Below are 23,661 nucleotides of genomic sequence, written 5' to 3'. Positions count from 1 at the left end.
GCGTCCTGTGCTGCTGCCGTGCGGCGGACCCGGGCATGCCGAGGCCCGCTGCGCGTGCCGGGTGCAGCCCGGCCGGCGCACGAGGCGCCGGCCGGACCGTTCTCGAGTGCCCGCCGGGCCGACGCGGCGCTAGCCGTGCGCCGACCCGGGGCGTGCGGGGCGACGGACCGCGAGGTCCGCCGCGATCAGGCGACCTGCGTGGCCAGCTTGTCCGCGAGCGCCTTGATGCGGTCCGGGCGGTAGCCCGACCAGTTCTCGCCGCCGGCGACGACGACGGGCGCCTGGAGGTGGCCGAGCGACATGACGTAGTCGCGCGCGTCGGCGTCCTCCGAGATGTCGACGACCGTGTACTCGTGGCCGAGCTTGTCGAGGGCGCGGTACGTGGCCGTGCACTGCACGCAGGCCGGCTTGCTGTACACCGTGATGGTCATGTCTGCTCCCCCGAGCTCGTGGTCCGTGTGGTTCTCGCCGTGGCGGCCGCGTCACCCGGGGGTCGGGGTCCGCGTGCTCCTGTCAGCCTCCGGGCCTCCCTGCGAGGGGTGGTCCGTCGTGCTGCCGAGGGGCCTGCATGACACCGGTGTGGTTCGGGGCGAGCCGTCTGGCTAGACACTACACCTGGGGTCTGACATCGCAAGCACCCACTAAGTGTTGTGTTACGGCCGTGTCATTCTTCACCCTGTGAGGCCAGTGGCGCACCGCCTGTGGACGCCGCGCGAGCCCGCTGACGTGCGACGACGCACGTCAGCAGCGCGACACGCCGGGACGACCCACAGCGGCGTGCACAGGCGCGGGCACGTCGTCCCCACCACCGTCCACAGGCGGCTTCGGGGGCGTTGTCCGCTATGCCGGGATGCCACGGGCGCACAGTTGCGTGCGACACCCTGCGGGGCGGCCGTCCGCGACGCGGCGGACCGTCCGCTCTGCGGGCTACCTGCCCGTGCGGACGGCCGCCGCGGCGCGTGCACGTGGCCGCGCACGGGGTACGGCCCGCACCGGGAGGGCGTCCTTGCACGCCCGGCACGGTGTCGGGGGCGTCAGAACGACGCGAGAGCCTGCCCGATCACGGCCAGCACGGCGAGGCTGCCGACCGTCCAGGCGAGCACGGACCCCAGCAGGTAGGCGACGTAGCGCGCGCGCTGCCGCGCCGAGCCCTCGAAGTACGGCGCCGGTGCCCAGCGCACGGTCTCCACCACGTGGCGCACGCGGGTGCGCAGCGGGAGCGGGCGGGCAGCCGTCACAGGACGGTTCCAGGTGACAGCGGACACGGCGACACGCTCCTGTAGGTGCGAGGACAGCGGAGTGCCGGGGTCTCCGGCTCTTCGATGGTCCCAGCGGGGCACCGCCAGGACGCGGGACCTACGTCCCCGGGCCGCGCGCCGCCTGCGGGTGGGGCGTCAGGCGATGCGCAGGTGCTCCGCCGGCGGCCCCGGTCGCACGCCGTCGGGCCGTGCGGCCACCGTCTTCTCCAGCACCGACGTGATCTCCTCGCCCACCAGCTCGTGCCGGTCGAGCAGCGCGTCGCGCAGCGCCTCGACCAGGTCCCGGTTGCTGGCCAGCAGCCGCCGCACCGTGGCCCGCGCGCTGTCCAGCACGTCCTCCAGCTGCGCCCGCGCCGCCGTGTCGCCGATCACCGCCGAGACGAGGTCCCGGTCGGTGGCCGCGAACGACACCAGCGAGCCGGTCATGCCCGCCGCCCCGACCATCTGCGCGGCCGTGCGGGTCGCCGCCGCCAGGTCGGACGCCGGGCCGGTCGTCGTCTGGCCGAAGAACAGCTCCTCGGCCACCCAGCCGCCCATCGCGATCTGCACCAGCGCCCGCAGGTCGTACTGCGTGCGGGTGTAGACCTCCTCGCAGTCGCCGTGCGCGAGCAGGCCCAGCGCGGAGCCGCGCTTGACGATGGTGAGCACCTCGAGCGTGCGGTTGGGCGCCACCAGCCACGCCGTGACCGCGTGGCCGGCCTCGTGCGTCGCGATGAGCGTGCGCTCACCGGCCGTGTAGGTGACGGGGTGCCCCAGCCCCACGAGCTCGGTGATGCGCGCCTGCTCGACGTCGACGAAGGTCATCGCGTCGTCGCCGCGCCGCAGCGCGTTGACGAGGGCCTCGTCGAGCAGGTGCTCGACCATGACGGGGGTCCAGCCACTCGTCGCGGCGGCGACGCGGTCACGGACGGCGGGCTCGTCGAGCTCGGCGTGGTGGGAACGCCGGGCGAGGAAGTGGTCGACGAGCGCCCGCCGTCCGTGCGCGTCCGGCGGGTTGAACGTGAGCCGCCGGTCGAAGCGACCCGGGCGCAGCAGGGCCGGGTCGAGGTGGTCCGCACGGTTGGTCGCGGCGATGAGCAGGATCGGCGCCCGCGTGGGGCGGCGCTGCTTGAGCTGGCGCTGCGCAGGCAGCAGCAGGTTCACGGCGGCGACCAGCCCGTTGTAGAAGCGGTCCGCACCGACCGGCTGGTCGAAGGACTGCATCTGCACCAGCAGCTCGTTGACGACACCGCCCGTGCCCTCGGAGATCATCGCGTTGCGCACCACCCCCTGGCCGGCCAGCAGCGACGACGGCGACGGCAACCCCACGAACGCCGCCGTGGGCTCCGCGCCGAGCAGGCCACCACGGCGCAGGGCGATCGCGTCGATCTCCTCGATGAAGCCGATCGCGCCGCCCTCGGTGCGGGCCGCGGCGCGCAGCGCCTTGAAGTAGGTGCGGATCTTGCGGGCCGTCGCGCCGTAGTACATGGACTGGAAGCTCGTCGCGGAGACGAACAGGAACGGCACCCCGGCCTCGGCCGCCATCGCCTTGGCGGTCAGGGTCTTGCCCGTCCCGGGCGGCCCTTCGAAGAGGATGCCGCGCCGCGGGGTGCCGCCCATCTGGTCGGCGAACCGCCGGTGCGTCTGGAACAGGTCGATGGAGCGGCGCACGTCGTCGACGATCGGGTCGATGCCGACGACGTCGGCCAGCGTGACGTCGACCTGCTCCGGGCGGAACGTGATGTGCGGGGACCGCCCGGCACCGACCTGGGTGCCCACGAGCAGCGCGATCAGGGCGACGAAGAACAGCACCGGGGCGATGACCAGCGGGTCGACGGCGGGCAGCACCACGAGCGGCCGCCCGGTGAGCGCCGACCACACGACGTAGGCCTCGAGCGCCAGGACCACCAGGCAGAGGCGGATCACCCGGCGGCGACGCACCCGCTCGCGGTCCACGGCGATGTCGTGCGCGCCGAGCAGGGGCCTGGCGGGGGCGTCGGTCACGGGCGGGCCCTTCGTGAGGCGACGGCCCGCGGTGCTCGGCCGCCGCAGCCGCGGTGGTCGGGCCATCGTCGTCCGGATTGTCCGTTTCGGACAACCGCTTCGACCCGCTGTCACCCGTCCGGCCCAGCGCGCGAGCCGGCCTCCTCGGTCACGGACCCCGCGGTCGGTAGCCTGCCCGACTCCGGAGGAGAGGTGGGCGGGGATGACGACGACGGACGGCTCGGCCACGCAACCCGCGGCGGTCATCGACCTGCGCGTGCTGCCGTGGCGCCCCCGGCGCCGGTACAAGGGTCCGGACATCGACTTCGCGCTGTTCGGCGTCACCGAGCTGCTCGGCGGGGTCGTCGCGCTGGTCGTCGCGGTCCTGGGCCTGGTCGCGGTGCTGCTGGTCGTCGTCGCGGTGGCGCTCGTGGTGCTCGAGCTGTGGATCGTCGCGCTCGTCGCGCTCACCCTGCTGCTCGCCCGGTTCGTCGGGCTGCTGCCGTGGGTCGTCGACACGGGCCGTGGCGGCTACGAGCGCTACCGGTGGCTGCCGCACGCGACGCGACGCGTCCGCGAGCTGAACGGCGGGGGGCCGGCCCGGGTGCGCTGGCGCTGGGTCTGACGCGCTCAGTCGCGGCGCGGGGTGCCCGACGTCAGCTGCCGCGGGACCCAGCGCGTGGGCCGCGGTGCGCTCGCCTCGGCCAGCGGGTGCAGCCGGTCGGCGACGACGTTGCCGGTCGGGTCGGCCCGGAACACCCGGCGGCCCGGGTCGACCAGCGTGCGCAGGAACTCGACCTGCCGGCGCAGCGCGCGGGCCTCCTCCTCGAGCTCGAGGATGCGCTTGATGCCCGCCAGGTTGACGCCCTCCTGGGACAGCCGCTGGATCTCGCGCAGCGCACGGATGTCCCGCGGCGAGTAGCGACGGCCGCGGCCGCGCGTGCGCGCGGGCCGCACCAGGCCGAGGCGGTCGTACTGCCGCAGGGTCTGCGGGTGCATGCCCGCGAGCTCGGCGGCGACGGAGATCACGTAGACCTTGGAGTCCTCGTCCATCACCCCTCCTCACCGGCTCCGCAGGTCAGCGTCTGGCCTGCGCCATCAGGTCGGCCCGCACGTCCTGCCCGGACGTCGCGATGCCGAACGCCTGCACGGCCTCCTTGGCCGCACCGGACAGCTTCTGCGGCACGACGACCTGCACGCTCACCAGCAGGTCGCCCGTGTGCCGCGACGTCGCCACACCCTTGCCCTTGACCCGCAGCGTGCGACCCGACGGCGTACCGGCCGGGACCTTCACGCGCACGGTCGAGCCGTCGAGCGTGGGGACGTCGATCGTGGCGCCGAGTGCGGCCTCGTCGAAGGCGACGGGCACGGTGACACGCAGGTTGTCGCCGTCGATGCTGAAGACCGGGTGGGGCTCGACGTGCACCGTGATCACCAGGTCGCCCGCCGGGGCGCCGTCGTCACCGGGGCGTCCCTTGCCGCGCAGACGGATCTTCTGCCCGTCGCGCACCCCTGCGGGGATGCGGGCGTTGACCGTGCGGCCCTCGACGGACAGCGAGATCGTCGACCCCTCGACGGCCGTGCGGAACGGCAGCGTCGTGGTGGCCGTGAGGTCCGTGCCGCGCTGCGGGCCGCGCGCCGCACCGAACCCGCCGGCGCCGCCGAACAGGCCACCGAGGATGTCCTCGAAGCCCGCGCCGCCGGCCCCGCCGCTGGAGTAGCGCACCCGCCCGCCGGGGCCGTTGGCCCCGCCGCCGAACATGCCGCCGAACACGTCCTCGAACCCCGCGGTGCCGCCTGCCCCGCGGCCGCCCGCGGTGAAGCGGGCACCGCCGGCCATGGCCCGCAGCTGGTCGTACTGCTGGCGCTGCTCGGGGTCCGACAGGACCGCGTACGCCTCACCGATGTCCTTGAACCGCGCCTCCGCCTTGGCGTCACCCGGGTTCTGGTCGGGGTGCAGCTGGCGGGCGAGCTTGCGGTACGCCTTCTTGATGGTCGCGGCGTCGGCGTCCTTGGCGACGCCGAGCACGGCGTAGAAGTCCTTCTCGATCCAGTCCTGGCCGGTCACGGCGCCTCCCTCCTGCTTCGTGTGCTGTGGTGCGTGGTCGTGGTGGTTCTCCTGGTGCCGCGGAGGCGGCGGCCGGTCCCCCGGCCGCCGCCCTCGCGTCTCTCGGTGCTGATGATGGCGGCCTCAGGCCTCCGGGTCCACGACCGCGACGCGCGCGGCCCGCAGGATCCGCGCCGGGGTGCGGTAGCCGGGCTGCAGCACCTGCTGCACCGTGGCCACCTCGACCTCGTCGGAGTGCGAGTGCATGAGCGCCTCGTGCACGGCCGGGTCGAACGGGTCGCCCTCGGTGCCATAGCGCTCGATGCCGAGCCGGAAGAGCGTGCTCTCCAGCTTCTCGGCGATCGACGCGAACGGACCGGTGAGGTCGCCGTGGCGACGGGCCAGGTCGATGTCGTCGAGGACCGGGATCAGCGCCTCGCCGACGGTCGCGACGCCACGGTCGTGCGCCGCCACCGTCTCGGCCTTGGACCGCTTGACGTAGCCGTTGTACTGCTGCTCGAGGTTGTACAGCGCCGCCTGCGCGCGCTGCAGCTCCTCGAGCCGCTCGGCCGCGAGCTTCTCGGCCTGCACCAGGCCCTCCAGGACGACCGACTCCTCGGCCTCCGTCGTGACCTGCTCGGCCTCGGCCAGCACGGCCTCCTCGGGCGTCGGCTCGCGCAGCTCGCCCGTCTCCGGGTCGACGCGGCGCTTGTCCGTGAACCGCGGGGTGTCCTCGGGGTCGGGCGTGCCCGACCCCGAACGCTCCTCGGTCACTTCTTGTCGTCCTCGTCGTCGACGATCTCGGCGTCGACGACGTCCTCGTCGGAGGTCGTCGAGGACGTCGAGCCGGCGCCGGCCGGGGCCTCGTCGGCGGCCGGGGCCGCGGACTGGTTGGCGTACAGCGCCTCGCCGATCTTCTGGCTCGCCGTGAGCAGCGCGGCGTGCTTGGCCTTGACGGCCTCGACGTCCGTGCCCTCGAGCGCGGTCTTCAGCTCCGTGACGGCGCCACCGACCTCGCCCTTGATGTCGTCCGAGAGCTTGTCGCCGTTGTCGGCCAGCAGCTTCTCCGTCTGGTAGACGAGCTGCTCCGCGGTGTTGCGGGTCTCGGCCTCCTCGCGGCGGCGCTTGTCCTCGGCGGCGTGCTCCTCGGCGTCCTTCACCATGCGGTCGATGTCCTCCTTGGGGAGGGCCGAGCCACCGGTGATCGTCATCGACTGCTCCTTGCCCGTGCCGCGGTCCTTGGCGGACACGTGCACGATGCCGTTCGCGTCGATGTCGAACGTGACCTCGATCTGCGGCATGCCGCGCGGGGCCGGGGCGATGCCGGTCAGCTCGAACGTGCCGAGCGGCTTGTTGTCCCGGGCGAACTCGCGCTCACCCTGGAACACCTGGATGAGGACGGACGGCTGGTTGTCCTCGGCCGTGGAGAAGATCTCCGACCGCTTGGTGGGGATGGCCGTGTTGCGCTCGATGAGCTTGGTCATCACGCCACCCTTGGTCTCGATGCCGAGGGACAGCGGGGTCACGTCGATGAGCAGGACGTCCTTGCGGTCGCCCTTCATGACGCCGGCCTGCAGCGCGGCACCGACGGCCACGACCTCGTCCGGGTTGACGCCCTTGTTGGGCTCCTTGCCGCCCGTGAGCTCGGTGACGACCTCGGACACCGCGGGCATGCGGGTCGAGCCACCGACGAGCACGACGTGGTCGATGTCCTTCACCGAGATGCCCGCGTCGCGGATGACCTGGTGGAACGGCGCCTTCACGCGGTCGAGCAGCGACTGCGTCATCTGCTGGAACTGCGCGCGCGTCAGCTTGGTGTCCAGGTGGATGGGGCCGTTCTCGCTCATCGACAGGTACTGCAGCGAGATGTTGGTGCTCGTCGCGGACGACAGCTCCTTCTTGGCCTGCTCCGCCGCCTCACGCAGACGCTGCAGGGCGATCTTGTCCTTCGACAGGTCGACGCCCGTGGTGTTCTTCACCTCGGTGACCAGGTGCGCCACGATCGCGGCGTCCCAGTCGTCACCGCCGAGGCGGTTGTCACCGGCGGTCGCGCGGACCTCGATCGTCGAGAAGCCGTCGTCGTCCTTGCCGACCTCCAGCAGGGACACGTCGAACGTGCCGCCACCCAGGTCGAAGACGAGGATGTTCTCGTCCTCCTTGCCGCGCTCGAGCCCGTAGGCGAGCGCCGCGGCGGTGGGCTCGTTGATGATGCGCAGGACGTTGAGGCCCGCGATCGTGCCCGCGTCCTTCGTCGCCTGACGCTCGGCGTCGTTGAAGTACGCCGGGACCGTGATGACGGCGTCCGTGACCGGCTCGCCCAGGTACGCCTCGGCGTCGCGCTTCAGCTTGCCGAGGATGCGGGCGCTGATCTCCTGCGCCGTGTACTTCTTGTCGTCGATGGTGACCGACCAGTCCGTGCCCATGTGGCGCTTGACGGACGAGATGGTGCGGTCGACGTTGGTGACGGCCTGACGCTTGGCGACCTCACCGACGAGGACCTCGCCGGTCTTGGAGAACGCGACCACGGACGGAGTCGTGCGCGACCCCTCCGCGTTCGCGATGACGGTGGGCTCGCCGCCCTCGAGGGTGGCGACCACCGAGTTGGTGGTACCGAGGTCGATGCCGACTGCTCGTGCCATGTGTGTGCCTTCTTCCTGGAGCCCGGTGAGGCTCCGACGTGCTGTGGTCTGAGAGACGTCTTGAGTCCGCCGGGCTCAAGTCTGCGATGCGCCGGGGGCGCGAGGCAACTGGAGGCGGCGGAAGTTGAGTCTGATGGGCTCAACTCTTGGAGGGCGGAGTTTGTTCCCGGGTGCGTCTCGCTCCGCGTCTCACCGCCGCTGTGGGATCTCATCTGAGTTGTCCCCATCTCATGAAGCTGCCCACGGCCTGACCCAATCTCACCTAGTCGTCCCAGCCGGAGGGCCAACGGTGGGGAGATGGGCGTGGCTCGGGACGGGGTCCGTGACCGCCTCTAGGCTCGTGCGCGTGCCGACCCTCGACGCCGAGTCAGCGATCGCCGAACAGTTCGTCGCCAGCCTGTTTCCCGCGGCCTGCGGTGCTGTGCTCGCCGGAAGCAGCGCGAGTGGCACCAGCACGCCGACCAGCGATCTCGACCTCGTCCTGATCTGCCCGACGGGCGCCCTGGACGGCGGGCGGTCGAGTCTGGCAGCGACGTACGAGCACAGCGGGCGCGTCGTAGAGGTGTTCGCATACTCGCCCGAGGCGTACCGCACCTGGGCCGGCCGCGAGGTCGACGCACACCGCCCGGTCATCCTCACGATGCTCAGCGAGGGCGTAGTCCTGCGCTCCGGGCCTGAACTCCATGATCTGCAGACGTGGGCACGAGACGTGCTGTCGGCCGGCCCGCGGATCGAGCAGCACGCACTCGACGTTCGCCGTTACGCCGTCAGCGCTCTGCTCGACGATCTGGCGGACGCCGACGACCCCGGCGAGCGTGCACTGCTCTTGGCCGATGCCTTCACCGCGCTGTCCGAGCTGCTTCTCCTGACGCAGCGGCAGTGGCTCGGGTCAGGGAAGTGGCTCTTGCGCAGGCTCCGCACCGGGGCCCCCGCCGTTGCCGACCGGTTGATCGGTGCGTTCGCATCAGGCGAGCGCTCCCTCTTCCTCCAGGTGGCCGACGATCTGCTCGCACCGCTTGGCGGTCGACTCCAGGCCGGCATCGTCCGCTGACCAGACGCGCACCTCCCGGTCGTTGAGGATGTGGACAAGTGCGTGAGATGGCAGGTGTCTCAACTACCCGCCCCACCGCAGGTCAGAGCCTCGGGCCGGACAAGTTCGATGAGCTCCTACAACCGCGGCGCCCGGCAACGAACTCGTGTGGCGGAGGCGCCCAGCGGCGAACATCTCCCTCAGGTCCTGGAGAGTCGTCACCTGAGTGGCCAACTCAGCGACGGCGTCGACGATCGCCAGCAGCCCGCCACGGCGGGGCTCGTCCGACCGCCACGCTCACGCAGCCCACCCCGCAGCACCGACAGGATCTCGTCGCGCTCCATCAACCCCACCCCCTGGACATGTCGGTTCGCGTCGCCCGACGAGCCAGCGTAGAGAACCGGCCGGCGCGACGCGTTCGCCCGGTCATCGGCATGACCCGAGAATCGGGCGATCCCGCACCGTTCGCCGAGGATCCGGACACGAAGGTGAGACCGCGGCCGTCTCAGGCGCCCGTCGCTGTGCAGGTGAGCAAGTTGGGCCGCGACAAGTCCGGTGAGTTCCTGCAGTTGCTGTGGGATCTCATCCGAGCTGTCCCAATCTCGGGTCTGCTGCACGACGATGACGTCGCCCTCGCGGGCTTGGTGGCGTTCGTCAGCCGGGGCGGCGTCACAGCAGGTGCGCGAGCAACCTCTCGGGTCGGCGCAGGACGTCGTACGTGCACCCGGCGTCCACGCCGACCGTGAGGGTGGCCGAGGACCGGTCGGTCACGACCGTGCCGCCGCGCGCCGCGACGTTCTCCGTGACGAGGGTCGCCACGTCGGTCCGCGTCGCTCGTCGCGCGACGAGCGCGCGCGTGAGCTCGCCGACGAGCCCGCCCTCGCGCTCCACGCGAGCGTGTGGGCTGCCGGGCAGCCGCAGGTCGAGGTGCACGACCTCGCGGGCGCGCACGTCGACGAGGAACGGCACGACGGTGCGCAGGCCGCCCGTGAGCGGGAACGCTCCGGCCACGGCTGCGGGGTCGAACACGGCGCGGGACCGGTCGGCCCGGTCCCGCAGCATCCAGCCCGCCCACGCCTCCTCGAGGTCGTCGAAGCGCGGCCCGGAGTACCGGAACACCGCCGGCGCGAGGTAGCGCCACCGCTCGACCTGGGGACCTGGCGTGGACGCCGACCGCGCGACCGCACGGCGCCACCACGGTCGGCGCGCCGCAGGATCGTTCCCCGGCTGGCCCGCAGGAGGCGCGCCGGCCTCGGCGAGCGCGCCCAGGTCGACGTCGAGGAACTCCTCTGCTCCCGCGGGCGCCGAGGTGACGTCACCCGAGTGCACCATGACGCCGGAGCGCAGGCGCGTCCAGCTCACGTGGTCGACCACCACGAAGTCCTCGTCGAGCGCGAGGCACGAGAGGTCGAGGTCGCTGGCCGGGTGCCTCCAGTGGACGAACAACCGCAGCACCGCCGCGTCACCGAGCGGCAGGGCGCTCCCGCGCTCGACCTGGACGAGCCCCGCGGCTGTGGAGCGCAGCCCATCCGGCATGAGCACCCGGTCGAGCCCGTCGGCCACGTGCACGCGCTCGCCGGCCCACGAGCCGCGGCCCGCCAGCTGCGTGCGGACCGCGGTGGTGAGCGCCTCGAGCAGACGAGTCCGCAGCCCGTCGGGCAGCGCGAGGTGCCCCGGGGCGCGGGACACCAGCAGCGCCGACCCCGACGGCGTGACGGCGACCCTCGGGTACGTGCGCCCGTCGTCGTCGACGCCCGCGCGTGCGGTCAGGAGCACCCGCACCGGAGCGCTCGCCGCGCTGTCGGCGAGCGCGCGCGCGAGCGCGTCCTCGTGACCGGGCGTCCCCGCGGCGAGCGCCGCCAGCCGGCGCAGCGAGCGGACGAGCGCGCCCGGGGACTCGCGTGCCAGGAGCGCGACCGCGGCCGGGTAGTCCTCGACGAGCAGGCGCTCGACGCGCGAGGCGAGCGACGTCGGGTCGTGCCGGCTCGCGCGCAGCCGCGCGACGACCTGGCGGGTGCGGGGCGCGTCGTGCTCGTCCACGTGCAGCCCACGCGCGATCGCGAGCCAGAGCCCGCGCCGCCGGAACACGTCGCCGAGCCGATCGGAGCGCTCGAGGCACGCGACGACGACGCGCCGGTCGGCTCGGGAGAGCCGAGGATGGCGCACTCCCCGTCGGAGCGCGACGTCGGTGCCGGTGAGGTCGGCGAACAGCCGCAGGAGGTCGTCGGGAGTGAGGCCGAGCGTCGGCAGCACCGCGCGGTCGGTCTCCCACACCAGTCGGGTCAGCAGCGTCCGGGTCTCACGGAAGCGGACGGTCGCCGGGTCGACGTGCGCGACCCCGAGGAGCCGGGTCAGCGCGGCGAGGTCGGCGCGGACGTCCTCGCGCAGCGACGCCGCGGCGGCGAACGCCTCGCGCATCCACGTCCGGAGGGCGTCCTCGGCCTCCGCCGGGTCGACGACGCGCACGGTCGACCACTCGACGTGGCCGTCGGCGGGCAGCACGTCCTGGTGTGCGCGCGCGAGGACCGCCGCGGGGACGTCCTGGGGAACCGACGACGCCGGCCACCAGCCGAGCGAGGAGAAGTCGAACGCGGCGCGCACCTGCTCGGCCGTCGGGTCGGTGACGCCCGCAAGGCGAGCCCAGCCGAGCACCGCCCGCACCGCGACATGGTCGACCGCGGGCAGCGCGTCCGGGAAGCCGTCGAACAGCGGCGCGTAGGAGCTGCTCTGGCCGCGCCGCTCGTGCACGTGTCGCACGATGTCGGGAACCCGGGCCACTGCGGCGCCGGTGAGCGCCTCGGGGTTCGTGACCGCCACACCCACGCGGGCGAGCTCCGCCAGGGCCACGGCGACCGCCTCCGGCGTCGCGCCACCTGCGGGCGTCGCGGGCGCCGTCAGCAGGCCGAGGCGGTCCAGCGCGATGCGCTCGACGTCGTGCACGGCGTAACCCTCCGGGTGGCGGACCCCACCGGGGTCCGAGACGACGATGGCCGGCGCCCGGGTCGGGCGCCGGCCGGTGAGGAGATCGCCCGGGCGGGGACTTTGAAGAGTGGCGAAGTATGCCCGGGCCGGGCCTCGGCACTCATCGTGCCGGAGCGGCGACGCGATTTCCTCGGTTTTCTGTGGCGGCGCCGCTCGGACTCGCCCGCGAGTCGGTGGACCGTCCGGCGAGTGCCGTTCGACCTGCTGCCGACGCTGGTGCAGCTGAACGACTGGCACGGGAGCTGCAAACGGCGGCGGACGGCGGCGCACTCCTCTGGCAGTCCTCGTGCCGTCCGACCGAGGCGTTCGCCCTCCGGCAGAAGGGACAGCCGTAGTCGACCGGTTCGTGGCTCGGCATGGTCACGGTGTCCAGCCGTCCCACGCACTCCACCAGTGGTTGTTCGAGTCGAGTTGGGCTACGACATCGGCTGCGGCCGCCAGCACGAGGCCGACGGTGCCCTCATCGATGCGTCCGGTGACTCGCTGCCAGTGCAGGTCGGCCACGTCTTTCCACTCGCGTCGGCCGTCCGGGAAGACGATCAGGTCCAGGCCGTGATCGTCGGTCTCGAACCCGTTCCGTCGGCGCACGATGGGCGCTTCGAAGTTGATGTACCAGTTCTGGAAGGCCCCCGCGGCATCGAAGAACTTCCAGACCCCGTAGTGATCGCCGCTCCGGTGGAGCTGGAGCACCACGGTGGACGCCCAGGCCGAGTGCGAGCTCCATGGGTGGGGACCGAACGGATGCGGAGGAAAGCTGAAGCGTGAACCGGGATCCAGACGGACGGCCAAGGTCGCACCGTCGTCGGACACGACCGTCACCGGATGCTGCATCCACACGCGGTCGTGCAGGACCTCGAACCGCTGGATCGAAGTGCCTGGCTCATAGATCGACACGATCGATGACCCTATCGGCGGGTCCGGCCACGGTCCGGGTATGGACTTCCTCGTGCTCTCCGCCCGCGCGGCGCAGATCCGCCTTCGGTACGCGCGGTGGGAGCAGGAGCGTTACGGACGCAGCTGGACAGAGGAAGAGATCGCCCTTGGTCTCGTTGGGGACGTGGGCGACCTGATGAAGCTGGTTCAGGGCAAGGCCGGCGTCCGGCCACACCCCGACCTGGACGAGGCCCTCGCGCACGAGCTGGCCGACTGCCTGTGGGCGGTGATGACCCTGGCGAGCACCTACGAGGTCGACCTCGAGGCAGCCTTCCTCCGCACGATGGATCAGCTTGAACAGTCAATCGCGGACCCGACGGACACGGTTGCGGCAGCGCGTCAACCGCACCGACGACGTCGCCAGGGGGCCGGCCTCATCCGCACCGACCTCGAGACCAACGGCGGAGAGCCGTCCCACCCGCGCCGGGTGGCGGACCCGGTGACCTGCGACACCGCGGGCGACCGCGTCTACTCGCTGCGCGGGCGCGGCCCACCCGGATGCGGCATGAGCGGACGCGGGCGGACTACTTGTCGGAGACCGACACCGAGGGCAGACCCCGCTCGGCCCGAGCGCGATCGACTAGTTCCTGCACGATTGTCGTCTTGGCAGCGTTGTACGCACCGAGCCCGACGGCAGCATCCTTGACGGCCAGGCGCTTCACCTCTTGGTAGCGGAGAGCATCCGTGGGATGCGCAAGCAGCCAGTCGCGGAAGAGACGCTGATTCACCTCACCCCATACCGCCGAGGCGAAGAAGTGAGCGATGTGAGTCCGGGTGCCATCCCGCTCGCGGAGCATCACGTCGTGCGTTCGTACGCTGCTGCCAGTTCGCCAGCCATCGCGCACCAGCGCTGGCCGGTGTCGCTGGAAGTCGCGAGCGTCCTCGACGCGAACAGCAAGGTCGATGATCGGCTTGGCTGACAGCCCCGGGATGGCGGTGGATCCGATGTGCTCGACGGTCCACTGCGGGTTGCCTACCTGCTTGAGCGATTCAGCCGCGGCCCTGAACTGGTCAGGCCATGACGGGTCGTAGGGAACAAGCACAGCCTGAACCCTACTGATGCAGCCAGACATCTGGACCGCAGCCTGTTCGTCTCCGGGTGGGAACGCGCAACGCCCCAGCAGAAGCAGCTCATGGCCGCGATGGCCGTCGACATCGGTCCGAGCCCCGTGGCCGACCTCGCCGCGCGGATGGGCAAGAAGAGGCCCTCGGACTGAGCGCGTCCCGCGACGCGCTCATCAAGGAGGGCTTGATCTACGCGCCCCGTCGCGGCTTCCGGTTTCACCGTGCCCTTGCTGGCCGACTACATCCAGCGGCACACCAACGAGCCGTACGTGTCATCGGTGACGAGCTTCCCGGGCTCTCGCTGAGGATTCGGACAGGTAGGTGAGACGCAGCCCGTCTCACCTACCTGTCCCGCCAAAGGTCACAGCATCGGTGTCCGGACAACTCCGATGAGTTCCTACATGTGGTGTGGGTTCGCATCCAGCTTGTCCGGTTCGCATTAGCGTGTCCGGCGCCTGCCCGCCGTCGCTCTGGCGTGTCCGCGCGCCACTGAGGACCTGGACGGGTCCTGCGACCCCCTTTGCGCGCTCGCCTCCTCGTGTCGATCAGCTGCGCCGCATGCCGAGCGCAGCTGTTCGGACAGCTCGTGGAGGGAGCCCGCCGTGAAGGTCGGTTCGCAGCCCGCCGGGGCACGCCGGCCCTTGCGGTTGATCCATGCCGTAGCGATCCCGAGCACCCGGGCACCACCGATGTCGGCGGACGGCGAGTCCCCGACGTGCAGGACCTCGTCGACCTGCAGCCCCAGAGCGCTCAGAGCGAGCTCGAACGGTTCTGGGCGAGGCTTGTAGGCGCGGGCGTCCTCGCTCGTGACGACGGCGTCCACCGGCAGGTGGTGCAGGTCCAGCACCGCCTGCACGTCGTCCCGGTGGATGTTGGAGACCACGCACACGGGTACCCCGACCTGCTGCAGGAACGGCAGGCTGTCGGCGAAGACCGCAGGACGACGCCAGAAGTCGAACTGGGGACGACAGAGGCCCTCCGCGTCGCCCCGCACGTCGAAGTGCTGCATCGTCTCCGCGAGCGTCTCGTGGCTGAGGGCCCGCTGCAGGCGGAACGCGTCACCGTGGGCCGCGCGGCAGGCCTCGCCGAACCGACGCCCCCACTCCTTCGCCACGACGCCGGGCTCGACACCGGCGAGCCCTGCGACGTGGGCGCAGATCGGCGCCAGGACCTCGTCGTCCTCGCACACGAGGGTGCCGTACAGATCGAGGAGGAGGCCGCGGTACATGGGCCGCACGATAGCGAGGCCCCGCCCTCGGCCCGGTCATACGCACCCCTGCAGCTCAGCCCGTCCCGTACCGCTTCTGAGGATTCGGACACGACAGTGAGACGGCGGCGTTCTCAGGGAGCTGTCCACGTCGAGGTCAGAGCGTCGGACGGCGGACAAGTACCGCGAGCCCTACACCCGATGACCGGGCGCGTTGCGTGCTTCGGCGACCAGATCGTGGCACGCAGCGTCTGCGGCCGGTCAGGTGGACGTTGCGCGCGCAGGACGCGCGACGACGCCAGACTGGCGCGGTGCCGAGCCGCCGTCGCGTCCGTGTCCTGCTGATCGTCCTGACGGGGACGATCGTCGTCCTCGCGCTCGGGGCCGCGCTCGTCGAACGCGGCCTGGTGTGGCCGAACCGTCTGTTCGCAGCGCGCTACGACGTGCGGGGGGTCGACGTCTCGGCATGGCAGGGAACCGTCGACTGGCCGACGATCGCCCGGCAGGACGTCGACTTCGCGTACGTGAAGGCCACCGAGGGCTCGTCGTTCGTCGACCGGGAGTTCGAGGCGAACCTGCGCGGGGCGCGCGAGGCCGGGCTGATGGTCGGTGCGTACCACTTCTTCAGCTTCGAGAGCAGCGGCAGGGCGCAGGCGGAGCACGTGCTCGCGACGGTGCCGGACGACGAGGACCTGCTGCCCGTCGCGATCGACGTCGAGTACTACGGGACGTTCCACGCCGACCCCCCGGACGCGGCGCAGGTCCGCCCGGAGCTGACCGCGCTCATCGAGACCCTGCGTGACCACGGCATCGAGCCGGTCGTCTACGCGACCCCCAGCGCGTACGACAGGTACGTCGCCGGCCACTTCCCAGGCACGCCGATCTGGATCCGGTCGGTGATCGTGCCGCCCACCATGTCGGACGACCGGGCGTGGACCTTCTGGCAGTACTCGAACCGGGACCGCCTCGACGGGTACGACGGCGAGGAGTCGTTCATCGACATGAACGTCTTCGACGGCGACCTCGACGACCTGCGCGCCCTGCGGTAGGCCTGGCGGAGGCAGGTCACGAAGCAGGCCGGAGCTGTCGTTGTCGTCGATCTGTCATCGCGATGTCGCGTCGTCACCGACGTGTCACCTGCCACGCTGACCGCATGGACGAGCCCGGCGGCGAGTGGCACAGGACGGCGCTCGTCCCGCGAGCGGCAGAACGGACACCGTCGGCTTACGGTGGCTGGGTGCTGACCAACCGCTCCGCACCGCACGCCCGGGTCACGCCCGTGCTGATCGTCGCCGACGTCCGCGCCGCGGTCGCCTGGTACACCGAGGTGCTCGGCTTCGTCGAGCACGTCCGCATCGGCGAGGGACACCGGGCCCAGCTCGGGCTCCCGGACGGCCCTGCCGCCGAGCTCGTCGTCGCCGAGGAGCGCCCCGGACGTCGCGTCCCGGATCCCGACGGCCGTTCCCACCAGGTCGTGCTCAAGGTCGTTGATACGGACGCCGTCGTCGCGGCGGCGCTCGCTCGCGGAGCCGTCCTGGTGGAGCCGTCGCACGACTGGGAGTACGGCGAGCGGCAGGCCACGCTGAACGACCCGTTCGGCCACCAGTGGGTGCTCACCCAGACGCTCGCGGACGTCGCGCCCCAGGAGTGGGGAGGACAGTCCGTGACCCCGCGCTCGCCGTGAGGTCCGGCCGGTGCAGGCGCTGCCCGCCGTCGGGAGCCCTTGCCCGTTCCAGGCCGGAGAGGCTGACGCGATGCTCGACACGACCGGACCCGCTGGACCCCCCGGTCGTCGGGCACTCCAGCGCCCCTACCCACCGCGACGCTGGCATGGGTGCTCTGTGACGGACGTGCGACGTTCGGTGATCGCCGCTGGGCGACGGCACTCCGTGGGCGTGCGCGTGGACGGATCTGTCGTTGCCGCAGGCGCCCCCGGATCGCCGGAGTGCTCCGTCGGTGCGTGGTCCGACATCGTGTCGGTCGCGGTCGGCAGTGTGCACACGGCACCGAACACGGGCCGCTCGCACACTGTGGGCCTGCGTACCGACGGGACGGTTGTCGCGGTCGGTTGGGCTGACTCGACGTGCCCCGTCTGTCCGCGCACGACCTCGCGACCGTCGTCACGGCGCTCTGCGACCCCGACCGGATCGACACCTGGACGCGCGGCCGCCTCGTCGCCGAGCTGCCCGCCGCGTCGATCGTCGTCGGCAAGACCGTCCACTGCTACGCGCCACCCGAGCCCGACGCCCGCTGGGTGTTCGTCGACGTCCTCAGCGAGTGGGGCCCGCCGTGGGACCGACCGGAGGCGCCGGTCCGGTCGTACCGGACCGCGGGGCCACGCGGGGCGAGGAGTGCGATGGTCGTGAGCACCCTCGGCCGGCAGACCCTCACCCCGCGGGGCTGACCCGCGTCGAGAGAGTGCGCGTGATGGTCGCGCCGTTCGTGCTCACGGGAAGAAGTCCGCCGTCTGGAGGTGGCGCTGGAAGACCTCCCGGTCGATCGCGTGGACGGTGAACGACGGCACCGCGTCGGCTCCCAGCTCCAGAAAGTCGTCGATGTCGGTCTTCGACACGGTGGTCCGCGTGCCGGTGTAGACGACCTCACCGTTGAGCTGGTCGTACGTGAACTTGCCCTGGCAGTCGCTGAAGCGGCCGGCGACGGCGTACAGGTCGAGGACGCCCGAGGTGTGCAGCTCTCGCAGGAACTCGCCCGACCGCACGGCCAGGCGCCACGGGTCGAGCGTGGCCGGTGTCCCGAGGGGTGCTCCGCCGATCCCGGCGCGGGTGCGCGCGCGCTCGAGGCGCTCGGGGTCGTCGAGGAGCGCCTGCGTGAGCGCCGAGTCCATCGTCGCCTCGAGGCCGCGCCGGTCGACGAGCTGACGGGGGCCGACGTAGAACAGCATCCCGAGCAGGCGGGTCACGCTCGTGACCAGACGCAGCACGTTGAAGATGCCCAGGCCGCGCTGCATGCGGCACCAGTCGAGGCTGAGGATGCCGAGGACGAGGTCCCGCACGCCGTCGACGGTGTCCCGGACCCAGTCCACGACGTCGGCCAGCCAGTCCGTGACCGCCTTGAAAAAGCCGAAGATCGCGCCGAACAGCGCGCACGCGCCGTCACCGTAGATGCAGAAGGAGCGCCCCAGGCCCTCGAGGAGCCGACCGACGTCCCGGATGATCTCGCCGACGTCGTCGAGCAGCTCGACCACCAGACCGAGGACGTCGTCGAGCGCGTCCACGACGTCGTTGACGAGGTCCCACAGCGCGCTCAGCGCCTTGATCGGGTCGGTGAACAGGCACACGAAGAACGTGACGAGTCGCGACACGACCTTGAGGACGAGCTCGACGACGATGCCGATGACCGTGACGACGATCTTGCACACCAGGTGCGCGACCCACTTGCCGACGGTGACGACGACCCAGGTGACGACCCGGACGACGACGGTCACGAGCCAGCAGAACCACTTGTTGCAGCACGCGCACCACCAGTTGCAGTCCTGCTCGCGGCAGCGGCGCTCGGTCTGGCTGACCCAGTTCTCGACGGGGCGCTGCACCTGCTCCTCGACCCAGGTGCGCACCTCTTCGCACGCTTCGCGGGCCTGGGTGACGAACCGCTCGACGGGCGTCAGCACGTTCTCCTGGATCCAGGTCGACACCTCACGGCACGCAGCCACGGCAGCCCCCCTCTCGGGAGAGAGGTGCGGGTGGTGGTGCTGGTTGATACCTGTCGGCGGCCGCGGTAGCGGGGTCGGTGGCGGACGGGAGCGCCGGCACTGAAGGCGTCGATGTACCGCTGAACCAGCGCGCCGCCCTGGCTCATCGGCCCATCACGAGGGCACCCGCCGACTGGCTGTCGATCGGTGCAGGCGCTGCCGGCGCGGTACGCCTGCGCCTAGAAGTCGCCGCCGAACAGGTCGGTCACCATGGCGGTGCCCGCCTCGGGTGCGCGGACCGTCAGCTCCAGCCGGCCGGGCTCGAGGTGGAGCGTGAAGTCGAGGAAGGCGCAGCAGCTCTGCTCGGCCGCCGCCAGCGTGGCGACGCGCCCGGCCAGGTCGGCGTCGGCGGGGAACGTGATCCGCACTCCCCCGTCGACGTCCTCGCGTCGCCGTGCGTGCTCCAGGAGGCTGTGCCACTGGTCGGTGCGCGCGACCAGGTCCGACGGGTCCAGCGCGCACGCCACGGGCGCGTCCTGCCTGGTGCCCGTCCCTGTCGTCGGCGGGGAGACCGAGAGTGGGATCGCCGCTGGGAGGTCCTCGGGGACGCTCGCCGCGGCCGCGCCGGTGGTGCACCCGCAGTCCGGACCGCACCCGCCCGCAGGCGCCGCCTGGAGGAGCTCGGCGCGGACCTCGGACAGGCGAGCGGCGAAGGTCGTGAGCTCGTCGATCCTGGTGCCGGTCGCCGTGAGCTGCGTCTCGAGGCCGGCGACCAGGCGCGACCGGACTGTGCGGCACGGCTCGTCCTGCCGGGCGATCAGCAGCTCGCGGATCTCGCCGAGGGCGAGCCCCAGGAACTTGGCCGAGGAGATGAACGCGAGCTGCTCGACCGCGGTGTCGTCGTAGATGCGGTACCCGGCCGCGGTGCGCTGCGCCGGCAGCAGGCCGGCGTCGTCGTAGAACCGCAGCGTGGTGGCGGGCACACCGCTGCGCTCGGCGAGCTGAGAGATCCGGTAGGAGGCCACGCCTGGACCGTAGACCTTCGACCCGGCTCGAAGGTCAAGAGGTACACCGCAGGACTCGGACGACCAGGCGAGACGTCGGTCGCGTCACGGACCGGTCCCGCTGCAGGTAGGAGCCGCAGCGCGCGACCGCCCACACCCCTCACCTAATCGTTTGAGCCGATCGCGCGTCCCACGAGCCCCGTGCCACAGTGAGGCGTTCCCGCGCGTGAACGTTCACATCGGCGCAACGTCGCGCCCGCGCGGCCGGCTCCAGGAGGCAGACGACATGCACGGAATTGCTCGACGGCTGGCCCTCGCCGTCACGCTCTGCGTCGCACTCGCCGGGGGTGTCGTGGCACAGTCCGCGCCCGCCTCCGCCGAGAGCAACGGGGGCACCCGCGTGATGCCCCTGGGTGACTCGATCACGGAGGGCATCGGCATGTCCGGAGGCGGCGGGTACCGCGTCGGGCTGTGGCAGCGCCTGGCGCAGGGCGGCTACACCACGGACTTCGTCGGGTCGGGCTTCAACGGGCCGTCGAGCCTGTGGGACCACGACCACGAGGGGCACTCCGGCTGGCGGATCGACCAGATCGACGCCAACGTCGTCAACTGGGTGCGCACGTACCAGCCGCGCACCGTGCTGCTGCACATCGGCACCAACGACATCAGCCAGAACCGCGACCTGGCGAACGCGCCGAACCGGCTCGCGGGGGTCATCGACAAGATCACCAGCACGTCCCCGCAGACCGACGTCTTCGTCGCGACCCTCATCCCGGTCTCGTACGCGGACTCGCAGGTCCGTGCCTACAACTCCGCCATCCCCGGCATCGTGTCGAGCAGGGCCAACGCAGGCAAGCGCGTGCACCTCGTCGACATGTACAACGCGGTGAGCACCGCCGACCTCCCCGACGGCGTGCACCCCAACGCGACGGGCTACGACAAGATGGCGGCCGCCTGGTACGCCGCGCTGCGTGCCGTGCCGGGGAGCATCGGCAACCCGGCGGGCGGCACGACCCCCACTCCCACGCCGACCCCTACCCCGACGCCCAGCCCGACCTCCAACCCCGGCACCGGTCCGGTCGACACCTCGGCCTGGTACACGCTCGTCAACCGCAACAGCGGCAAGGCCATCGACGTGTACAACCTGTCCACCGCCGACGGCGCCCGCATCACCCAGTGGTCCCGCAACGGCGGCAACCAGCAGCAGTGGCAGTTCGTCAGCGCCGGCAACGGCTACTACAAGGTGAAGTCGCGGCTGTCGGGCAAGGTCCTCGACGTCAGCGGGAACTCCACCGCCGACGGCGCGGCGATCCAGCAGTACAGCGACCACGGCGGCACCAACCAGCAGTTCAGCATCCAGACGATCGACGGCTACGTCCAGCTGATCGCCCGGAACAGCGGCAAGGCCGTCGAGGTGCAGGGCGCCTCCACCAGCGACGGCGGGAACATCGTCCAGTACTCCGACTGGAACGGCACCAACCAGCAGTGGCAGCTGGTCAAGGTGGGCTGAGCGGGCGCGTCACCGGGTCACCGGCGTCCGGGTGCGCGCGATGCGGGCAGACGCGGAGTCACGCCTGCGCGGCCGCCTCCTCCACTGAGCGCAGCACGCAGAAGAGGTTGCCCTCCGGGTCGGCGAGCGTCACCCAACCGCTTCGTGGACCGTGGATCCCGCGATGGTCCTCGTGCAGCGTCGCCCCGTGGGCGAGAAGCGACCGGACCTCGTCATCGCGGTCCGCGGTCCTCGGCCGAAGGTCGAAGTGCATGCGGTTCTTGCCCGGCGTCGGGTCCGGGACCTCGATGAAGAGGATCTCGTGGCAGGTCAGCGGGTCGCGGATGACGCACTCCTCGTCACCCGGGTTGTTGGGGTCGTCCGCCAGGTCCGAGTAGGCGAGCACCGCCCGCCACCACTCCGACAGCGTGTAGGCGTCGCGACAGTCGACCGTCGTGTGGGAGACGAAGGCGCTCATGGCAGCACGCTGACGTGAGCATCGCCGCCCGGCAAGGGCACTTGCCCGCCACGGCTCAGCTGTGCTGCCAGAGCGTGGAAAGAGCCCGCCGTGTACGTGGGTTCGCAGCCCGTTCGGGACCGGACGACCTCAGGGAGTGGCCGACGCCGAGGATGGAGCACCCACGGCCGCGTCGGTGCGCAGCCGTGCGTGCAGGTGCATGTCGTGGTGGCCGTCGGCGTGCAGCGCGTGGCCGCGTCGTACGCCCTCGGCGCGGCAGCCGAGCAGCTCGGCGACGCGGCAGGACGCAGGGTTGCGGGTGGAGTGCTCGACCTCGACGCGGTGCAGGCCGAGGTCCTCGAACGCCCAGCGCAGCACCTCGGTGCCTGCGCGGACGGCGACGCGCCGTCCGCGGGCCTCGGGGACGACCCAGTAGGCCAGCGCGGCGTAGCCCTCGAACAGGTTCAGGTGAGTCAGAGCGGCGCGCCCCACGACGCGACCGGTGCCGCCCGCCGACGCACTGCCCTCCTGCGCGGGTTCATCGACGCGGACTGTCGGCGCCACCACCGCCCACTCGGCGGCTGTGCCTGCGCGCCACGCGGCGTTCTTGCCCTCGATCCACGCCCGGGCCTCGTCCTCGTCGGCCATCGTCCGGGCGTGCCACCGGCGGATCGCGTCGTCGTCGTAGGCCGCGCGGACGTCCGCGGCGTCCTCCCGGTGCCACGGGCGAAGGCCGAGCCCGTCAGCGGCCAGGGAGGGCTGACTGGACCCATCCCACCTACCTGCGGGGACGACCGGCTCGGCAGTCAGAGGCACGGCAGGAGCCTGCCAGCCGACGCCGGTACTGACCAGGGCACAGCCGACGACGACGTCCGCGGACTCGAGGGAGCCGCCGGCGAGGTGGAGCACGTCGCGCCGCTGCCGCCTCCGGTGTCAGATTGAGTTGACACGAGGCGGCTGTCAGACCAGGCTGACAGCCATGGACCTCAGGCAGGTGGAAGCGGCAGCGTCGCAGGGGGATCCCCGTGAGGGGCTGCGGATGGTCCTTGCGCTGCACCGACTGGCGGACAGGTTGGAGGACGTGCACGTCGCCCGGGCGCGAGAGCAGGGGATGTCCTGGGCGGACATCGCCGTGGAGCTCCAGGTGACGCGCCAGACGGTCCACAAGAAGCACAGCCGGCCACGCGGCCCACGGAGATGGAGCAAAGATGCTGATGTATGACGAGTCCTTCGTCGCGGTGATGACGGCGACGAAGAACGAGGCCACCGCCCTGGGAGCGCGCGACTTCGGCTCCGAGCACGTCCTGCTGGGGCTGCTGGCCTCCGACGACGACCTCACGCAGCGGGTCGTCCGGTCGTTCCCGGGCCTCACGACGTCGGCCGTGCGTGATGCTGTGCACGGCGCGTTGGACGATGCGCCCCACCTCGCTCGACTCGGACTCTCCGCCCCTGACCCGGCGGTGACCGCGACGACGCGAGGCGCCGGCGGCGCACCACCGCGCAACAAGCACACTCCCGAGCTGCAGTCGGCACTGAACCAGGCGACAGCGAAGTGGGGGCAGCTGCGGCGCACCGGCGCCCTGCCGAAGGAGCGCAAGGTGGGCAGCGCGATCCTGTGGCTCGCGGTCCTCGAGCCCGCCGCGCGGGCCTCGCGGCTGCTGCACGCGATGGACGTCGACGCCGACAGCGTGCGCGCAGCGGTCCTCGGCGCCATGGTGCCGGCAGGTGCCGACGTTCCGGCGTGGCCGACCGAGCCGACCGTCGGGCCGTTCACCCGTCTCGTCCAGCAGGTGTTCAGCCGGACGAACGTGGCCCGCTGAGCCGTCGCTCAGGACAGCTGTGTCAGCGGGAAGACCGCGAGCTCGCCGGTGAAAGGGCGACCGCGCTTCTCCCACGCGCCCTCGATGTGCTCCCGAGGACACGAGCACGACGAGACGC

General features: G+C 71.8%; 22 protein-coding genes. 7 read left to right on the top strand and 15 right to left on the bottom strand.

The window, feature by feature from the left end:
* Positions 1-185 precede the first annotated feature (185 nt).
* The 3 genes from nrdH to KG103_RS02295 all read right to left on the bottom strand — a co-directional run bounded on the left by nrdH (position 186) and on the right by KG103_RS02295 (position 3,242).
* Positions 186-431, bottom strand: a complete 246-nt coding sequence (gene nrdH / locus KG103_RS02305) for a glutaredoxin-like protein NrdH (RefSeq protein WP_089800153.1) — start codon at positions 429-431, stop codon at positions 186-188.
* 603 nt (positions 432-1,034) lie between these two features.
* Entirely contained in the window at positions 1,035-1,265 is a 231-nt protein-coding gene (locus KG103_RS02300; protein ID WP_207341900.1) for a chemotaxis protein CheW, read from the bottom strand.
* 129 nt (positions 1,266-1,394) lie between these two features.
* Positions 1,395-3,242: an AAA family ATPase gene (locus KG103_RS02295; protein ID WP_207341899.1), complete on the bottom strand. Its 1,848-nt coding sequence runs from the start codon at positions 3,240-3,242 to the stop codon at positions 1,395-1,397.
* Between the two features lie 202 nt (positions 3,243-3,444).
* Here KG103_RS02295 and KG103_RS02290 point away from each other — a divergent pair, with 202 nt between their 5' ends.
* Positions 3,445-3,846, top strand: coding sequence for a hypothetical protein (locus KG103_RS02290; RefSeq protein WP_207341898.1), 402 nt, complete (start codon positions 3,445-3,447; stop codon positions 3,844-3,846).
* 5 nt (positions 3,847-3,851) lie between these two features.
* On the opposite strand, the gene KG103_RS02285 is transcribed toward KG103_RS02290, so the two are convergent.
* The 4 genes from KG103_RS02285 to dnaK form a co-directional block, all read right to left on the bottom strand.
* On the bottom strand, positions 3,852-4,274 hold the full coding sequence (locus KG103_RS02285; protein WP_207341897.1) for a heat shock protein transcriptional repressor HspR: 423 nt from the start codon (positions 4,272-4,274) through the stop codon (positions 3,852-3,854).
* Positions 4,275-4,299: 25 nt separating this feature from the next.
* Entirely contained in the window at positions 4,300-5,289 is a 990-nt protein-coding gene (locus tag KG103_RS02280; protein WP_207341896.1) for a DnaJ C-terminal domain-containing protein, read from the bottom strand.
* Between the two features lie 123 nt (positions 5,290-5,412).
* On the bottom strand, positions 5,413-6,042 hold the full coding sequence (gene grpE / locus KG103_RS02275; RefSeq protein ID WP_207341895.1) for a nucleotide exchange factor GrpE: 630 nt from the start codon (positions 6,040-6,042) through the stop codon (positions 5,413-5,415).
* Positions 6,039-7,907 (bottom strand): molecular chaperone DnaK, encoded by a 1,869-nt coding sequence (gene dnaK / locus KG103_RS02270; RefSeq protein WP_207341894.1) that lies wholly within the window; start codon positions 7,905-7,907, stop codon positions 6,039-6,041. Before dnaK ends, grpE begins: the two co-directional genes overlap by 4 nt.
* Before the next feature lie 346 nt (positions 7,908-8,253).
* Between dnaK and KG103_RS02265 the strand changes: the two genes are divergently transcribed.
* Positions 8,254-8,958, top strand: a complete 705-nt coding sequence (locus KG103_RS02265) for a nucleotidyltransferase family protein (RefSeq protein ID WP_207341893.1) — start codon at positions 8,254-8,256, stop codon at positions 8,956-8,958.
* A 648-nt stretch (positions 8,959-9,606) separates the two neighbouring features.
* Here KG103_RS02265 and KG103_RS02260 read toward each other — a convergent pair.
* From KG103_RS02260 to KG103_RS02245, 4 genes are all read right to left on the bottom strand, one after another.
* Positions 9,607-11,877 (bottom strand): hypothetical protein, encoded by a 2,271-nt coding sequence (locus KG103_RS02260; protein WP_207341892.1) that lies wholly within the window; start codon positions 11,875-11,877, stop codon positions 9,607-9,609.
* 402 nt (positions 11,878-12,279) lie between these two features.
* On the bottom strand, positions 12,280-12,813 hold the full coding sequence (locus KG103_RS02255) for a DUF402 domain-containing protein (protein WP_207341891.1): 534 nt from the start codon (positions 12,811-12,813) through the stop codon (positions 12,280-12,282).
* Between the two features lie 563 nt (positions 12,814-13,376).
* On the bottom strand, positions 13,377-13,895 hold the full coding sequence (locus tag KG103_RS18735; RefSeq protein ID WP_249670705.1) for a GrpB family protein: 519 nt from the start codon (positions 13,893-13,895) through the stop codon (positions 13,377-13,379).
* 461 nt (positions 13,896-14,356) lie between these two features.
* A complete protein-coding gene (locus KG103_RS02245; RefSeq protein ID WP_207341889.1) occupies positions 14,357-15,145 on the bottom strand; it encodes an HAD family hydrolase in 789 nt (262 codons plus the stop codon).
* 290 nt (positions 15,146-15,435) lie between these two features.
* Here KG103_RS02245 and KG103_RS02240 point away from each other — a divergent pair, with 290 nt between their 5' ends.
* The 3 genes from KG103_RS02240 (at position 15,436) to KG103_RS02230 (ending at position 17,528) form a co-directional block, all read left to right on the top strand.
* Positions 15,436-16,173, top strand: a complete 738-nt coding sequence (locus KG103_RS02240; RefSeq protein ID WP_249670703.1) for a GH25 family lysozyme — start codon at positions 15,436-15,438, stop codon at positions 16,171-16,173.
* Positions 16,174-16,361: 188 nt separating this feature from the next.
* On the top strand, positions 16,362-16,808 hold the full coding sequence (locus KG103_RS02235) for a VOC family protein (RefSeq protein WP_207341888.1): 447 nt from the start codon (positions 16,362-16,364) through the stop codon (positions 16,806-16,808).
* 399 nt (positions 16,809-17,207) lie between these two features.
* Positions 17,208-17,528 (top strand): hypothetical protein, encoded by a 321-nt coding sequence (locus tag KG103_RS02230; protein ID WP_207341887.1) that lies wholly within the window; start codon positions 17,208-17,210, stop codon positions 17,526-17,528.
* 42 nt (positions 17,529-17,570) lie between these two features.
* On the opposite strand, the gene KG103_RS02225 is transcribed toward KG103_RS02230, so the two are convergent.
* Together KG103_RS02225 and KG103_RS02220 are read right to left on the bottom strand one after the other, a co-directional pair.
* Complete coding sequence (locus KG103_RS02225) at positions 17,571-18,794, bottom strand: hypothetical protein (RefSeq protein ID WP_207341886.1); 1,224 nt, start codon at positions 18,792-18,794, stop codon at positions 17,571-17,573.
* A gap of 218 nt (positions 18,795-19,012) precedes the next feature.
* Positions 19,013-19,798, bottom strand: coding sequence for a MerR family transcriptional regulator (locus tag KG103_RS02220; RefSeq protein WP_207341885.1), 786 nt, complete (start codon positions 19,796-19,798; stop codon positions 19,013-19,015).
* Positions 19,799-20,063: 265 nt separating this feature from the next.
* On the opposite strand from KG103_RS02220, the gene KG103_RS02215 reads away from it, so the two are divergent.
* The gene (locus KG103_RS02215; protein ID WP_207341884.1) at positions 20,064-21,287 is read left to right on the top strand and encodes an RICIN domain-containing protein; all 1,224 of its coding nucleotides are present in this window, start codon (positions 20,064-20,066) and stop codon (positions 21,285-21,287) included.
* Between the two features lie 58 nt (positions 21,288-21,345).
* On the opposite strand, the gene KG103_RS02210 is transcribed toward KG103_RS02215, so the two are convergent.
* Together KG103_RS02210 and KG103_RS02205 are read right to left on the bottom strand one after the other, a co-directional pair.
* A complete protein-coding gene (locus tag KG103_RS02210; protein WP_207341883.1) occupies positions 21,346-21,744 on the bottom strand; it encodes a VOC family protein in 399 nt (132 codons plus the stop codon).
* A 129-nt stretch (positions 21,745-21,873) separates the two neighbouring features.
* Positions 21,874-22,539 (bottom strand): GNAT family N-acetyltransferase, encoded by a 666-nt coding sequence (locus KG103_RS02205; protein ID WP_207341882.1) that lies wholly within the window; start codon positions 22,537-22,539, stop codon positions 21,874-21,876.
* A gap of 392 nt (positions 22,540-22,931) precedes the next feature.
* Here KG103_RS02205 and KG103_RS02200 point away from each other — a divergent pair, with 392 nt between their 5' ends.
* On the top strand, positions 22,932-23,543 hold the full coding sequence (locus KG103_RS02200) for a Clp protease N-terminal domain-containing protein (protein ID WP_207341881.1): 612 nt from the start codon (positions 22,932-22,934) through the stop codon (positions 23,541-23,543).
* The last annotated feature ends 118 nt before the right edge of the window (positions 23,544-23,661 follow it).

Source organism: Cellulomonas wangleii (assembly GCF_018388445.1).
Taxonomy (GTDB): Bacteria; Actinomycetota; Actinomycetes; order Actinomycetales; family Cellulomonadaceae; genus Cellulomonas; species Cellulomonas wangleii.
The sequence above is the reverse complement of the archived record's forward strand: the minus strand, read 5'-3'. Positions and strand labels throughout refer to the sequence as shown.